Genomic DNA, 15243 nt, shown 5'->3' on the forward strand with positions numbered 1-15243 from the left:
GGAGAGGGCAATGGAATTCGCTTTTTATATCTGTGGCCTGATAGCCATCCTCGCAACCTTGCGGGTCGTCACCCACACCAATCCGGTGCATGCGCTGCTGTACCTGATTATTTCGCTGCTGGCGATTGCCGGGGTGTTCTTTTCGCTGGGCGCTTACTTTGCTGGTGCGCTGGAAATCATCGTCTACGCCGGGGCCATTATGGTGCTGTTCGTCTTTGTGGTGATGATGCTCAACCTGGGTGGCAGCGAGATCGAACAGGAACGCAAATGGCTGCAGCCGGGGATCTGGATTGGCCCGGCCATCCTTTCCGCGGTGCTGCTGGTGGTTATCGTTTACGCCATCCTTGGTATTAACGACCAGGGTATCGACGGCGCGGCGATCAACGCCAAAGAAGTGGGTATTGCGCTGTTTGGGCCGTACGTCCTGGCGGTGGAGCTGGCCTCCATGCTGCTGCTGGCGGGCCTGGTGGTCGCCTTCCACATCGGCCGCGAAGAGCGTGCCGGCGAGGTGCTGAGCAACCGCGTGAACGACAGCGACAAAAGAAAAACGGAGGAACACGCATGATCCCCTTAACACATGGACTGATCCTCGCGGCCATCCTGTTTGTGCTTGGTCTGACGGGGCTGGTGATCCGCCGCAATCTGCTGTTTATGTTGATTAGCCTGGAAATCATGATTAACGCCGCCGCGCTGGCCTTTGTGGTGGCGGGTAGCTACTGGGGCCAGGCAGATGGTCAGATAATGTATATCCTCGCCATCAGCCTCGCGGCTGCGGAAGCGAGTATCGGCCTGGCGCTGCTGCTGCAGCTCCATCGTCGCCGCCAGAACCTGAACATCGATTCAGTAAGTGAGTTGCGTGGATGAACATGCTTGCCTTAACCATTCTTTTGCCATTGATTGGCTTTGTGCTGCTGGCCTTCTCCCGCGGGCGCTGGTCGGAAAACCTTTCCGCCACCGTTGGCATGGGGTCGGTAGGCCTGGCGGCGCTGGTCACCGCGTACGTTGGCGTCGACTTTTTCGCTAACGGCAAACAAGCGGTCAGCGTACCGCTGTGGAACTGGATGTCGGTCGGTGATTTCAACATCGGCTTCAACCTGGTGCTGGATGGCCTGTCTCTGACCATGCTCTCCGTGGTAACCGGCGTCGGCTTCCTGATCCACATGTTTGCCTCCTGGTACATGCGCGGCGAAGAGGGCTACTCTCGCTTCTTCGCTTACACCAACCTGTTTATCGCCAGCATGGTCGTTCTGGTGCTGGCCGATAACCTGCTGTTGATGTACCTGGGTTGGGAAGGCGTGGGTCTCTGTTCTTACCTGCTGATCGGCTTCTACTACACCGATCCGAAGAATAACGCCGCAGCGATGAAAGCCTTCGTGGTCACCCGCGTCGGCGACGTGTTCCTCGCCTTCGCGCTGTTCATTCTTTATAACGAACTGGGTACCCTGAACTTCCGTGAAATGGTTGAGCTGGCGCCGCAGCACTTCGCTAACGGCAGCACCACGCTGCAGTGGGCGACGCTGATGCTGCTCGGCGGCGCGGTCGGTAAATCCGCTCAGCTGCCGCTGCAAACGTGGCTTGCCGATGCGATGGCGGGCCCGACGCCGGTCTCCGCGCTGATCCACGCGGCCACCATGGTGACCGCGGGCGTGTACCTGATTGCCCGTACCCACGGCCTGTTCCTGATGACGCCGGAAGTGCTGCATCTGGTGGGTATCGTTGGTGCGGTAACGCTGGTGCTGGCGGGCTTCGCCGCGCTGGTGCAGACCGACATCAAACGTGTGCTGGCTTACTCGACCATGAGTCAGATTGGCTACATGTTCCTCGCGCTGGGCGTGCAGGCATGGGACGCGGCGATTTTCCACCTGATGACCCACGCGTTCTTTAAAGCGCTGTTGTTCCTGTCGTCTGGCTCGGTCATTCTGGCCTGCCATCACGAACAGAACATCTTCAAGATGGGCGGCCTGCGCAAATCCATTCCGCTGGTGTATGTCTGCTTCCTGGTGGGGGGCGCGGCGCTGTCCGCTCTGCCGCTTATCACCGCAGGCTTTTTCAGTAAGGATGAGATTCTGGCGGGCGCGATGGCCAACGGCCATATCAATCTGATGGTAGCGGGCCTGGTCGGCGCCTTTATGACCTCGCTGTACACCTTCCGTATGATTTTCATCGTGTTCCACGGTAAAGAGCAAATTCACGCGCATGCAGGGAAGGGGATTACCCATCATCTGCCGCTGATCGTGCTGCTGGTGCTGTCCACCTTTGTTGGCGCGCTGATTGTGCCGCCGCTGGAGGGCGTACTGCCGCAGACCACTGAGCTTGCGCACGGCAGCGTGATGACGCTGGAAATTACCTCCGGGATTATCGCGATTGCCGGCATCCTGATCGCCGCATGGTTGTGGCTGGGTAAACGTACCCTGGTGACCTCCATCGCCAACAGCGCGCCTGGCCGCTTCTTCGGTACCTGGTGGTTCCATGCCTGGGGCTTCGACTGGTTATACGACAAGGTGTTCGTGAAACCTTTCCTCGGGATTGCCTGGCTGCTGAAGAGCGATCCGCTGAATGCGTTGATGAATATCCCGGCGATTCTGTCCCGCTTCGCAGGCAAAGGTCTGCTGGTGAGCGAGAACGGTTATCTGCGCTGGTATGTGGCATCAATGAGCATCGGCGCGGTGGTGGTGCTGGCGCTGCTGATGGTATTGCGTTGAGTTTGAGGATTGGGATTGTTTTGCCCGGCGGCGCGGTGCTTGCCGGGCTTACGGGACCGTAGGTCGGGTAAGCGTTAGCGTCACCCGACAAAACAAGCCTCAATCCGAAGTGAATTTTCTGTGAGAATTCGTTGAAAATCAGGTCGTAAAGGACAGGCTTTATCGGCGAAGTCAGAGCGGACACCGCCTGCGCGGAGCAACCGGAGCGTATTAAAATGCGTGAGGATTGTGAGCACAGCCGACGTTCGCTATGACGAGTAAGATAGCCTGAACCGGACTTAAATAAGGAATAAAAATCACCATGTTATTGCCTTGGTTGATATTAATCCCCTTTATCGGCGGCTTCCTGTGCTGGCAGACCGAACGCTTTGGCGTGAAAGTGCCGCGCTGGATCGCGCTGATTACCATGGGACTGACGCTGGCGCTTGGCCTGCAGCTGTGGATGCAGGGCGGCTATTCTCTGACGCAATCCGCGGGTATTCCGCAATGGCAGTCGGAATTCGTGCTGCCGTGGATCCCACGCTTCGGCATTAGCATCCATCTGGCGATCGACGGCCTGTCGCTGCTGATGGTGGTGCTGACCGGTCTCCTCGGCGTGCTGGCGGTACTCTGTTCGTGGCGTGAAATCGAAAAATACCAGGGCTTCTTCCACCTCAACCTGATGTGGATCCTGGGCGGCGTCATCGGCGTGTTCCTCGCCATCGACATGTTCCTGTTCTTCTTCTTCTGGGAAATGATGTTGGTGCCGATGTACTTCCTGATCGCGCTGTGGGGCCACAAAGCCTCTGACGGTAAAACGCGTATCACGGCGGCCACCAAGTTCTTCATTTATACCCAGGCGAGCGGTCTGGTGATGCTGATCGCCATTCTGGCGCTGGCCTTCGTCCACTTCAACGCGACCGGCGTGTGGACCTTCAACTATGAAGATCTGCTGAAAACGCCGATGTCCCACGGCGTGGAATACCTGCTGATGCTGGGCTTCTTCATCGCCTTCGCGGTGAAAATGCCGGTGGTACCGCTGCACGGCTGGCTGCCGGACGCCCACTCCCAGGCGCCAACTGCCGGTTCCGTCGACCTCGCGGGCATCTTGCTGAAAACCGCGGCCTACGGTCTGCTGCGCTTTGCGCTGCCGCTGTTCCCGAACGCCTCCGCCGAGTTTGCGCCCATCGCCATGTGGCTGGGCGTGATCGGTATCTTCTACGGCGCGTGGATGGCCTTCGCCCAGACCGATATCAAACGTCTGATCGCTTATACCTCCGTTTCCCACATGGGCTTCGTGCTGATTGCTATCTACACCGGCAGCCAGCTGGCTTATCAGGGGGCGGTGATCCAGATGATCGCCCACGGTCTGTCCGCGGCGGGTCTGTTTATTCTGTGCGGCCAGCTGTACGAACGTCTGCACACCCGCGATATGCGTCAGATGGGCGGTTTGTGGAGCAAAATTAAATGGCTGCCGGCGATGTCGATGTTCTTCGCTGTCGCCACCCTGGGGATGCCGGGCACCGGTAACTTTGTCGGCGAATTTATGATCCTGTTTGGCAGCTATAAAGTGGTGCCGGTGATCACCGTTATCTCGACCTTTGGTCTGGTATTCGCTTCCGTTTATTCGCTGTCGATGCTGCATCGCGCCTACTTCGGTAAAGCGAAAAGCGAAATCGCGGCGAAAGCGCTGCCGGGGATGTCCCTGCGTGAACTGTCTATCATCCTGCTGCTGGTGGTGCTGCTGGTGCTGTTGGGCTTCTTCCCGCAGCCGATCCTCGACACCTCGCATGCTGCGATGAGCAACATTCAGCAGTGGTTTGTTAATTCTGTTTCTACTACAAGGCCGTAATTCGCCATGACAATAACTCCACAACAACTGATCGCACTGCTACCGCTGCTGATCGTCGGCTTGACGGTGGTGGTTGTGATGCTCTCCATTGCGTGGCGACGCAATCATTTTCTCAATGCCACGCTGTCGGTTCTCGGACTTAACGCCGCGCTGGTCTCGCTCTGGTTTGTTGGTCAGAACGGGGCGATGGACGTCACGCCGATGATCCGCGTTGACGGCTACGCCATGCTCTACACCGGGCTGGTGCTGCTGGCGAGCCTCGCGACCTGTACTTTCGCCTACCCGTGGCTTGAGGGTTACAAGGACAACAAAGAAGAGTTCTACCTGCTGGTGCTGATCGCCGCGCTGGGCGGCATTCTGCTGGCCGGTGCGAATCATCTGGCGGCGCTGTTCCTCGGTATCGAACTGATTTCGCTACCGCTGTTCGGCCTGGTCGGCTACGCCTTCCGCCAGAAGCGTTCGCTGGAAGCGAGCATCAAATACACTATCCTCTCCGCTGCAGCCTCGTCTTTCCTGCTGTTCGGTATGGCGCTGGTGTATGCGAACTCCGGCAACCTGTCCTTCCTCGCGCTGGGTAAAAGCCTGGCGGACAATACGCTGCACGAGCCGCTGCTGCTGGCGGGCCTCGGTCTGATGATCGTCGGTCTTGGCTTTAAACTGTCGCTGGTGCCGTTCCATCTGTGGACGCCGGACGTTTACCAGGGCGCGCCTGCGCCGGTCTCCACCTTCCTGGCGACCGCCAGCAAGATCGCCATCTTCGGTGTGGTGATGCGTCTGTTCCTGTACATGCCAGTGGGCAACAGCGAAGCGGTACGCGTGGTGCTGGGCCTGATCGCCTTCGCCTCTATCATCTTCGGTAACCTGATGGCGCTGAGCCAGACCAACATTAAGCGTCTGCTCGGCTACTCTTCCATCTCCCACCTCGGCTATCTGCTGGTGGCGTTAATCGCCCTGCAGAGCGGCGAAATGTCGATGGAAGCCGTTGGCGTCTACCTGGCCGGTTACCTGTTCAGCAGCCTCGGCGCGTTCGGCGTGGTCAGCCTGATGTCCAGCCCGTACCGCGGTCCGGATGCGGACTCGCTGTTCTCCTACCGCGGCCTGTTCTGGCACCGTCCGATCCTGTCAGCGGTCATGACGGTGATGATGCTGTCGCTGGCCGGTATTCCGATGACCCTCGGCTTTATCGGTAAGTTCTACGTGCTGGCCGTCGGTGTGCATGCGCACCTGTGGTGGCTGGTTGCCGCAGTGGTTGTCGGCTCAGCGATTGGTCTCTACTACTATCTGCGAGTGGCAGTCAGCCTGTACCTGAGCGCACCCGAGCAACTGAACCGCGATGCGCCGTCGAACTGGCAGTACAGCGCTGGCGGTATCGTGGTGCTGATCTCTGCCCTGCTGGTGCTGGTGCTTGGTATCTGGCCGCAGCCGCTGATTAGCATCGTGCAGCTGGCGACGCCGCTGATGTAATCTGCGCTATAAATAAAAAAACCGCCGGGATGGCGGTTTTTTTATGCCCGGATTTTACGCCATCTTGTAGACCATAAAGTCTTCCGCCAATAGCGTATTGGCGAAAATCTCCCGGCATTCCGCCAGCATCTTCAGACAGCCTTCGGCATCGTAGCGCGAGCTAAAGTGGGTAGCGATTAGCGTGCCGACCCCCGCTTCTTTGGCAAGCGCCGCGGTCTGCTGGCTTGAGGAGTGGCCGCGGCTATTGGCTTTCTCCGCCATCGCCTGCTCAAGGGTGGTTTCGTGGACCATCACATCCGCCCCGCGAGCCATCTCCAGCGCCTGCGGGCAGGGGGCGGTATCGCCAAAGATGGCCAGCGTTTTACCCGGCGTCGCTGGCCCCAGATAGCGGCTGCCGTCGATGACCCGGCCATCTTCCAGCTCAACGCGCTGGCCGAGCTTGAGTTGATGAAACAGCGGCCCGGGAGGCACGCCATCGGCAATCAGCTGGGCGGCGTCGAGGGTGCCGGGCTTGTCATGCTGCTCAATGCGATACCCGTAGCACTCCACCGGATGGCTGAGCGGGTACGCGGTGACCCGATAGCCCTCTTCGTCGAACACCAGACCAGGGCCGACTTCGATGATGGTGAGCGGATAGTCGGTCCACGAACCGCTCAGACGCAGCGCGGTCTCAACAAACTCTTTGAGCCCTTTTGGCCCGTAGAGGGTGAGGGGCAGAGAGTTCCCCTGCATCGAGCGGCTGCACAGCAGGCCGGGCAGGCCGAACAGGTGGTCGCCGTGCAGGTGAGTGATGAAAATTTTATTCAGTTTGCCGGGGTGATAGGGCGTGCGAAGAAACTGATGCTGGGTCCCTTCACCGCAGTCAAACAACCACATTTCGGCGCGGGTCGGCTGTTGCAAATTGAGTATTATCGACGTCATATTACGCGTGCGGGTCGGCACCCCGGCGGATGTCCCCAAAAAAGTTAATTCCATCGTCCAGTGTCCTCAGGGCGAGTCGCAAAGTATCAGTATATCAATAAGGAGCTACAGATGATGACCTGGCAGGATCTCCACCATAGTGAACTCACCGTTCCCCAGCTATATGCGCTGCTGAAATTGCGCAGTGAAGTCTTTGTCGTGGAGCAGCAGTGCGTCTATCAGGATGTCGACGGCGATGATTTGGTCGGTGAAAATCGCCATCTGCTCGGCTGGCGCGATGGCGAACTGCTGGCCTACGCGCGGATCCTCAAAAGCGAAGAGACGTACGATCCGGTGGTGATTGGCCGGGTCATCGTTAGCCCCGCCGCCCGCGGTGAGAAGCTCGGCTATCAGCTGATGGAGCAGGCGCTGGCCAGTTGTCAGCAGTACTGGCCGCAAAAGGCAATTTACCTCGGGGCGCAGGCGCACCTGCAATCCTTTTACGCCCACTTCGGGTTTACGCCGGTGACCGAGGTCTATGATGAGGATGGCATCCCCCACATTGGCATGGCGCGAGAAAAGCGCGCTATCTGACCCCTCTGCACCCTCGTCCACACGCTGCTTTGGCCCGGCGAGCGGGTAAGATAAAACCCGCTCCCTCGTCATGGGTACTGCTATTCCGCCGTCGAACCCCTTATAATGTGGGGTTTTACTACCGTGGAGGTTTGCGTGCTGTCTGTTTCCACTGCGCTGGCCCGTTTGCAAGACGGCCTGGGTGAGTCTTTTCCAGACTCGCCCGGCACGCGAATTATCGATATTGCCTTTCCGCTGAATGATACGTTCGATCCGCTGCTATGGTGCGGCCAGCAGGCGCAATGGCCGCAGTTTTACTGGCAGCAGCGCAATGGCGATGAGGAACTGGCGACGCTGGGGGCGGTAAAAACCTTTTCCTCGCTCGACGCGGCGAACCGCTTTTTATGCCAGACCGGGCGGCAGGATCTGCGTATCTGCGGCCTGAACGCGTTTGAACCGCAGCAGGGCAGCCTGGTGCTGCCGCGTCTGGAGTGGCGCCGGTGCGGCGGCAGGGCCGTGCTGCGGCTGGTGCTGCATAGTGATATCTCCCTGCGTGAGGATGCCGCGACGGCCCGCGCGTTTCTCGCCAGTCTGACCACCACTCAGGCGACCCCTGGCGCTATCCCGCGGCTACTGAGCGAGCGCCACTCATCCGACTATCCTCAATGGCAGGCAATGATTGCGCGGGCGACTAAGGCGATTAGCGCCGGTGAAATGGATAAAGTGGTACTGGCGCGGGCAACCGACCTGCAGTTTGCCGCGCCGCTGGACGCCGTGAGCATCATGGCGGCCAGCCGCCGCAGCAATCTTAACTGTTTTCATTTCCTGATGGCGTTTAATGCCCGGCAGGCATTTTTCGGCTCCACGCCGGAACGGCTGTGGCGCCGGCGCGGCGCGCTGCTGCGCACCGAAGCGCTGGCAGGGACCGTCGCGAACCATCAGGAAGACGCGAAGGCGCAGCAACTGGCCGACTGGTTGATGAAAGATGACAAAAACCAGCGGGAAAACATGCTGGTGGTAGAGGATATCTGCCAGCGCCTGCAGAGTGAGGCCTCGACGCTGGACGTCCTGCCGCCGCAGGTGGTGAGACTGCGTAAGGTGCAGCATCTCAGGCGCTGCATCTGGACCGAGCTGGCGGCGCCTGACGACAGCCGCTGTCTGCTGCAGCTGCAGCCCACCGCCGCAGTGGCCGGCCTGCCGCGTCGGGCGGCGCTGGCATTCATTCAGCGCCATGAACCCTTTGCCCGCGAATGGTATGCCGGGTCCGCCGGCTATCTGTCGCTGGCGCAAAGCGAGTTTTGCGTGGCGCTGCGTTCGGCGAAAGTGGACCACGACACCCTGCGGTTGTATGCCGGAGCGGGGATCGTCAGCGGCTCCGATGCGCAGCAGGAGTGGCAGGAGATTGACAACAAAGCGGCCGGGCTGCGCTCGCTGCTGTGTCCATAAGGCGGGAATGACGATGCATATCAAAACGTCGTCACTTTGCCTTATCTATACTTAGCATCAATATTTGATACCGGACAATTTCATGTCAGTAAGCGCATTTAACCGACGCTGGGCGGCGGTGATCCTGGAAGCTTTAACGCGCCATGGCGTGCAGCATATCTGCATCGCGCCGGGCTCGCGCTCGACACCCTTAACCCTGGCGGCGGCGGAAAACCGCGCCTTTATCCATCATACCCATTTCGACGAACGCGGCCTCGGCCACCTGGCGCTCGGCCTGGCGAAGGCCAGCCGGCAGCCGGTGGCGGTGATAGTCACCTCCGGGACCGCCACCGCAAACCTCTATCCGGCGCTGATTGAGGCGGGCCTCACCGGCGAAAAGCTGATCCTGTTGACCGCCGACCGTCCACCGGAGCTGATCGACTGCGGCGCGAACCAGGCGATCCGCCAGCCCGGAATGTTTGCCTCCCATCCGTCGCAGACGATTTCTCTGCCGCGTCCCTCGCAGGATATTCCTGCCCGCTGGCTGGTCTCAACCATCGACCAGGCGCTGGGGGCGCTGCACGCCGGCGGGGTGCATATCAACTGTCCGTTCGCCGAACCGCTGTATGGCGATATGGATGAGACCGGCGTGGAGTGGCAGCAGCAGCTCGGCAACTGGTGGCAGAGCGATAAACCCTGGCTGCGTCAGGCGCTGCAGTTAGAGAGCGAGAAGCAGCGCGACTGGTTCTTCTGGCGGCAAAAACGCGGCGTCGTCGTGGCGGGGAGAATGAGCGCCGCGGAAGGGAAAAAAGTGGCTGAGTGGGCGCAAACTCTCGGCTGGCCGCTGATCGGCGATGTCCTGTCGCAGACCGGGCAGCCGTTGCCGTGCGCCGACCTGTGGCTGGGCAACGGTAAAGCGGTCAGCGAACTGGCGCAGGCGCAGATCGTGGTGCAGCTCGGCAGCAGCCTGACCGGCAAACGCGTCCTCCAGTGGCAGGCGACCTGCGAGCCGGATGAATACTGGCTGGTGGATAATCTGCCAGGCCGCCTCGACCCGGCGCAGCACCGCGGCCGCCGTCTGCTCGCCAGCGTTGAGCGCTGGCTTGAGCTGCATCCGGCGGAAAAACGTCAGCCGTGGGCGACGGTGATCCCACAGCTTGCCGGGCAGGCGTGGCAGGCGGCGGTTGCCAGCAATGAGCCTTTTGGCGAAGCGCAGCTGGCGCAGCGTATTCGGCGCTATCTGCCGGAGCAGGGGCAACTGTTTGTCGGTAACAGTCTGGTGGTGCGCCTGATCGACGCCCTGGCGCAGCTACCGGCCGGGTATCCGGTTTACAGCAACCGCGGCGCCAGCGGGATTGATGGTTTAATCGCCACCGCCGCCGGCGTGCAGCGCGCCAGTGCGCGGCCGACGCTGGCGATCGTCGGCGATCTGTCGGCCTTATACGATCTCAACTCGCTGGCCCTGCTGCGCCAGGCGTCGGCGCCGCTGGTGCTGATCGTGGTGAATAACAACGGCGGACAGATTTTCTCTATGCTGCCGACGCCGCAGGACGAGCGCCGCCAGTTCTATTTAATGCCGCAGGACGTGGATTTCAGCCACGCGGCGGCGATGTTCGGCCTGGCCTATCATCGTCCTGATGACTGGCAGTCGCTGGATGAGGCGCTGGCGGGCGCCTGGCGCAGGGCGGGGGCGACGGTGATTGAGCTGGCGGTCAACGAGACTGACGGCACGCAGACTCTCCAGCAGCTGCTGGCGCAGGTAAGCCGCCTGTGACCCTCAGCGCCGCGGTCGACAACGGCCAGTCAGGTTATCCCTGGCTGGTGTTTCTGCACGGGTTTTCCGGCGACCGCGACGAGTGGCGTGAAGTGGGCGACGCTTTTCCCGCCTGGCCGCGTCTGTATCTCGATCTGCCGGGCCACGGTGGCTCGGCGGATATCGCCGTCGATGGCTTTGCCGGGGTCAGCGAATTACTGCAGGCTACGCTAAATAGTTACAACATCCTTAACTACTGGCTGGTTGGCTACTCACTGGGCGGCCGGGTGGCGATGAACTTCGCCTGTCAGCCGCGTGCGGGCCTGCGCGGCCTGATCGTTGAAGGCGGCCATCCGGGCCTGCAGGATGCAGAAGCGCTGCAGGCGCGGCGCAGCAATGACCGCGCCTGGGCAGAACGTTTTCGCCGCGAGCCGTTGGCGCAGGTCTTTGCCGACTGGTATCAGCAGCCGGTCTTTGCTTCGCTGAATGCGGCGCAGCGCGAGTCATTGGTCGCCTTACGCAGCCGCAATAACGGCGCCACGTTGGCGGCGATGCTGCAGGCAACCTCCCTTGCCACGCAGGCCGATCTGCGCGCGTCTCTGCAGGCGCGCGATTTTCCTTTTCACTACCTGTGTGGCGAACGCGACGCGAAGTTTCGCGCCATCGCGCAAGCGCTCGCTGCCGATACCCATATCATTCACCATGCCGGACACAACGCGCACCGGGACAACCCCGCCGCGGTGATTGCTTGTCTGGCGCAGATTCTGGCAAGTTAACTGAAGGACATTCTATGATCTCTCTTGATGAAGCAATGCTCTATGCCCCTGTGGAATGGCACGATTGCTCAGAAGGCTATACCGATATTCGTTATCAAAAATCGACTGACGGGATTGCCAAAATCACCATCAACCGCCCACAGGTGCGCAACGCCTTCCGCCCGCTGACCGTCAAAGAGATGATTCAGGCGCTGGCGGATGCCCGCTATGACGACAATATCGGGGTGATTGTCCTGACCGGTGAAGGTGAGAAAGCCTTCTGCGCCGGCGGCGACCAGAAAGTTCGCGGCGACTACGGCGGCTATCAGGACGACTCCGGCGTTCACCACCTTAACGTGCTCGACTTCCAGCGCCAGATCCGCACCTGCCCGAAACCGGTGGTGGCGATGGTAGCCGGCTACTCTATCGGCGGCGGCCACGTGCTGCATATGATGTGCGATCTGACCATCGCGGCGGACAATGCCATCTTCGGCCAGACCGGGCCTAAAGTCGGTTCGTTTGACGGCGGCTGGGGCGCCTCCTATATGGCGCGTATCGTCGGGCAGAAAAAGGCGCGCGAAATCTGGTTCCTGTGCCGTCAGTATGATGCTCAGCAGGCGCTGGACATGGGGCTGGTAAACACTGTAGTCCCGCTGGCTGATCTGGAAAAAGAGACCGTGCGCTGGTGCCGTGAAATGCTGCAAAACAGCCCGATGGCGCTGCGTTGCCTGAAAGCGGCGCTGAACGCCGACTGCGATGGCCAGGCCGGTCTGCAGGAGCTGGCGGGTAACGCCACCATGCTGTTCTACATGACGGAAGAAGGGCAGGAAGGCCGCAACGCCTTCAACCAGAAACGTCAGCCGGACTTCAGCAAATTTAAACGGAATCCATAATGCGCGTTTCGCAGGTTTACCGCTGGCAGATCCCGATGGACGCGGGCGTGGTTCTGCGCGAACGGCGGTTAAAAACCCGCGACGGGCTGTTCATCCGCCTGCAGGAGGATGAACGCGAAGGCTGGGGGGAAATTTCTCCCCTGCCGGGATTCAGTGACGAGACGCTGGAAGAGGCGCAAACGGCGCTGCTGGCGTGGGCGCAGGCCTGGCGCGACGGCGCGGAACCGCCGCTTCCCACACTGCCTTCTGTCGCTTTTGGTATTAGCTGCGCGCAGGCGGAGCTTTACGGCGAACTACCGCAGGCCGCGGATTATCGCGCAGCGCCGCTCTGTTCCGGCGATCCGGATGAGCTGTTCGCCAAACTGGCGGCGATGCCCGGCGAGAAAGTCGCTAAGGTGAAAGTGGGTCTGTGGGAGGCGGTCCGCGACGGCATGGTGGTTAATCTGCTACTGGAAGCCATCCCCGATCTCCAGCTGCGGCTGGATGCCAACCGGGCGTGGACGCCGCTTAAAGCGCAGCAGTTCGCCAAATACGTCAATCCCGCATATCGCCAGCGCATTGCGTTTCTTGAGGAACCCTGCAAAACGCGGGAGGACTCGCGGGCCTTTAGCCGCGAGACGGGGATCGCTATCGCCTGGGATGAAAGCCTGCGCGAGGCGGATTTCCGCTTTGTCGCGGAGCCCGGCGTGCGCGCGGTGGTGATCAAACCGACGCTGACCGGCAGTGTGCAAAAGGTTCAGCAACAGGTCGCCGCGGCACACGCCCTGGGGCTTAGCGCGGTGATTAGCTCGTCAATCGAGTCCAGCCTCGGGTTAACCCAGCTGGCGCGGGTTGCCGCCTGGCTGACGCCGCAGACCATCCCCGGACTCGATACGCTGGCGCTGATGAGCGCCCAACTGGTACGGCCGTGGCCGGAAAGTACGCTGCCGATGATCAACATTGATGCGCTGGAGCCGCTGCTGTGATGTTTTCCGACTGGCCCTGGCGCCACTGGCGCCAGTTACGCGGTGAGGCGCAGGCGTTACGCCTGAACGATCGGCTGCTGACCTGGCGTGAGCTATGCGCTCGGGTTGACGCGCTGGCGGCCGGCTTTGCCGCGCAGGGCGTTATGGAAGGTCAGGGCGTGGCGCTCCGGGCCTACAACCAGCCGGAGACGCTACTCGCCTGGCTGGCATTGCTGCAGTGCGGGGCGCGGGTGCTGCCGCTGAATCCGCAACTGCCAGAGGTGTTGCTGCAGGAACTGCTGCCTGCGTTAACCGTCCAGCATCAACTGGTGCTGAATGGTGCTGCGCAGCCGGGGGATTTACCGGCGTTAACTCTGCAGGCGGCCGAAGGCGTCCATGCCGTTTGCTGGCATGGCGAACGGCTGGTGTCGATGACGTTAACCTCCGGCTCAACCGGCCTGCCGAAAGCGGCGGTACATAGCGCCAGCGCCCATCTGGCCAGCGCCGCTGGCGTGCTGGCGCTGATGCCGTTTGCCGCAGAAGACGACTGGCTGCTGTCGCTGCCGTTGTTTCATGTCTCCGGGCAGGGGATCGTCTGGCGCTGGCTGCTGGCCGGCGCGCGAATGACGGTGCGCGACAAGCAACCGCTGGCGCAGATGCTGCAGGGCTGTACCCATGCTTCGCTGGTGCCGACTCAGCTGTGGCGCCTGCTGAATGATAATGCTGCGCTTTCCCTCAAGGCGGTGCTGCTCGGCGGCGCAGCGATCCCGGTCGAATTGACTGAGCGTGCACTCGCGCAGGGAATACGCAGTTTCTGCGGCTACGGCCTCACCGAGTTCGCTTCCACGGTCTGTGCCAAAGCGGCCGACGGCGCGGCGGATGTGGGCGAACCGCTGCCGGGGCGGGAGGTGAAAATTGTCGCCGGCGAGATCTGGCTGCGGGCGTCGAGTATGGCGGCGGGTTACTGGCGCGACGGTCAGTTATTGCCATTAACCAATGATGAAGGCTGGTTTGCGACACGCGATCGCGGGGAGTTACACAATGGTCGGCTGACGGTTGTTGGACGACTGGATAATCTCTTTTTTAGCGGCGGCGAAGGCATTCAACCGGAGGAGGTTGAGCGCGTGATACTCGCCCATCCGCAGGTACAACAGGTATTTATTGTACCGCTGGATGATGTCGAATATGGTCAACGCCCGGTCGCGGTGGTGGAATGCGATGACGGCTGCGAGTTGAGCGCGCTGGCGACATGGAGCGCTGAGCGGTTAGCGCGCTTTCAGCAGCCAGTGCGTTGGCTACGGCTGCCGGACACGTTAAAGAACGGTGGGATTAAGATTTCCCGTCAGGCGCTGCGCGAATGGGCCAGACAGCAGACGTATGCGACCGTATCGTAGCCACCCGCCATATCCCGCGACATAACGCCGGGTGGGTTGAACGCGGTATGCTGGACTAAAGTAGCCCTTTCTGGCTGAGCGTCACGCGGGTGGCGGCATTGAGATCGTAGTTTTTGAGATCGTCGGCTTTGACCCAGGCGTAATCGTCAAACTCCTCGTTGATCGTCACGTCGCGATTGGCGCTGACGCAGTCGAAGATCAGGTAGATCATATAGATCGTTTCCTGCCGACCATCCGGGTAAGTTTTGACGCGGGTATCATCGCGAAAGCTCCACGGCGCGATATGGGTAAGAATGAGTTTTTCGCCAAGCTCTTCGCGTATCTCCCGCCGCAGCGCCTCTTCAATACGCTCCCCTGGCTCCACGCCGCCGCCGGATAAGGCCCATTGCCCGGGAAAAACCCCGCGGTCGGCGGCCATTTTGCAGAGCAGATAATGGCCTTCATTCTGGATAAGCGGGCAAACAATCGTCCTTTGACGCACGGTTTTTCTCCTTCAGAGGGATGGGGCGGTATGCCGATGAAATAGTTTGCGAGCCGCCTCGGTAAACCGCAAGCGAAATGCGGCCCTGGCCCTGTTGGGTGTTAAGTTAGGTGAAAATAATCGCATGG

Annotated in this window: 14 protein-coding genes; 12 read left to right on the plus strand and 2 right to left on the minus strand. The window is 60.7% G+C overall.

The genetic code is table 11. The features are described 5' to 3' along the window. The first annotated feature begins 10 nt into the window (after positions 1-10). The 5 genes from nuoJ to nuoN all read left to right on the plus strand — a co-directional run bounded on the left by nuoJ (position 11) and on the right by nuoN (position 5997). Positions 11-565 carry an NADH-quinone oxidoreductase subunit J gene (gene nuoJ, locus SP68_RS07320; protein WP_004201743.1) on the plus strand — a complete coding sequence of 185 codons (555 nt, stop codon included), beginning with the start codon at positions 11-13 and terminating at the stop codon, positions 563-565. Beyond that, positions 562-864: an NADH-quinone oxidoreductase subunit NuoK gene (nuoK, locus tag SP68_RS07325; RefSeq protein ID WP_002913148.1), complete on the plus strand. Its 303-nt coding sequence runs from the start codon at positions 562-564 to the stop codon at positions 862-864. The genes nuoJ and nuoK overlap by 4 nt, the downstream gene beginning before the upstream one ends. Continuing rightward, positions 861-2702, plus strand: coding sequence for an NADH-quinone oxidoreductase subunit L (nuoL, locus tag SP68_RS07330; RefSeq protein WP_012540986.1), 1842 nt, complete (start codon positions 861-863; stop codon positions 2700-2702). Before nuoK ends, nuoL begins: the two co-directional genes overlap by 4 nt. Before the next feature lie 301 nt (positions 2703-3003). Then, on the plus strand, positions 3004-4533 hold the full coding sequence (nuoM, locus tag SP68_RS07335) for an NADH-quinone oxidoreductase subunit M (RefSeq protein ID WP_008803950.1): 1530 nt from the start codon (positions 3004-3006) through the stop codon (positions 4531-4533). 6 nt (positions 4534-4539) lie between these two features. Further along, positions 4540-5997: an NADH-quinone oxidoreductase subunit NuoN gene (gene nuoN / locus SP68_RS07340; protein ID WP_008803951.1), complete on the plus strand. Its 1458-nt coding sequence runs from the start codon at positions 4540-4542 to the stop codon at positions 5995-5997. Positions 5998-6051: 54 nt separating this feature from the next. Here nuoN and rnz read toward each other — a convergent pair whose 3' ends face one another. After that, positions 6052-6972, minus strand: coding sequence for a ribonuclease Z (gene rnz / locus SP68_RS07345; RefSeq protein WP_022066035.1), 921 nt, complete (start codon positions 6970-6972; stop codon positions 6052-6054). A gap of 57 nt (positions 6973-7029) precedes the next feature. Between rnz and SP68_RS07350 the strand changes: the two genes are divergently transcribed. The 7 genes from SP68_RS07350 (at position 7030) to menE (ending at position 14634) form a co-directional block, all read left to right on the plus strand. Beyond that, positions 7030-7491, plus strand: coding sequence for a GNAT family N-acetyltransferase (locus SP68_RS07350; RefSeq protein ID WP_032737129.1), 462 nt, complete (start codon positions 7030-7032; stop codon positions 7489-7491). A 135-nt stretch (positions 7492-7626) separates the two neighbouring features. Further along, positions 7627-8916, plus strand: a complete 1290-nt coding sequence (menF, locus tag SP68_RS07355; RefSeq protein ID WP_040968760.1) for an isochorismate synthase MenF — start codon at positions 7627-7629, stop codon at positions 8914-8916. A gap of 82 nt (positions 8917-8998) precedes the next feature. Continuing rightward, complete coding sequence (gene menD / locus SP68_RS07360; protein WP_012967516.1) at positions 8999-10669, plus strand: 2-succinyl-5-enolpyruvyl-6-hydroxy-3-cyclohexene-1-carboxylic-acid synthase; 1671 nt, start codon at positions 8999-9001, stop codon at positions 10667-10669. After that, positions 10666-11424, plus strand: coding sequence for a 2-succinyl-6-hydroxy-2,4-cyclohexadiene-1-carboxylate synthase (gene menH, locus SP68_RS07365; protein WP_040968759.1), 759 nt, complete (start codon positions 10666-10668; stop codon positions 11422-11424). Before menD ends, menH begins: the two co-directional genes overlap by 4 nt. 14 nt (positions 11425-11438) lie before the next feature. Continuing rightward, complete coding sequence (gene menB / locus SP68_RS07370; protein ID WP_022066040.1) at positions 11439-12296, plus strand: 1,4-dihydroxy-2-naphthoyl-CoA synthase; 858 nt, start codon at positions 11439-11441, stop codon at positions 12294-12296. Next, on the plus strand, positions 12296-13261 hold the full coding sequence (gene menC, locus SP68_RS07375) for an o-succinylbenzoate synthase (RefSeq protein WP_022066041.1): 966 nt from the start codon (positions 12296-12298) through the stop codon (positions 13259-13261). Before menB ends, menC begins: the two co-directional genes overlap by 1 nt. Beyond that, entirely contained in the window at positions 13258-14634 is a 1377-nt protein-coding gene (gene menE, locus SP68_RS07380) for an o-succinylbenzoate--CoA ligase (protein ID WP_040968758.1), read from the plus strand. The genes menC and menE overlap by 4 nt, the downstream gene beginning before the upstream one ends. A gap of 55 nt (positions 14635-14689) precedes the next feature. Here the strand turns inward: menE and nudI are convergent, their stop codons facing one another. Continuing rightward, positions 14690-15115: a nucleoside triphosphatase NudI gene (gene nudI / locus SP68_RS07385; protein WP_022066043.1), complete on the minus strand. Its 426-nt coding sequence runs from the start codon at positions 15113-15115 to the stop codon at positions 14690-14692. Positions 15116-15243: the final 128 nt, after the last annotated feature.

The sequence above is a fragment of the Klebsiella variicola genome, assembly GCF_000828055.2.
In the GTDB taxonomy this organism is placed as follows: domain Bacteria; phylum Pseudomonadota; class Gammaproteobacteria; order Enterobacterales; family Enterobacteriaceae; genus Klebsiella; species Klebsiella variicola.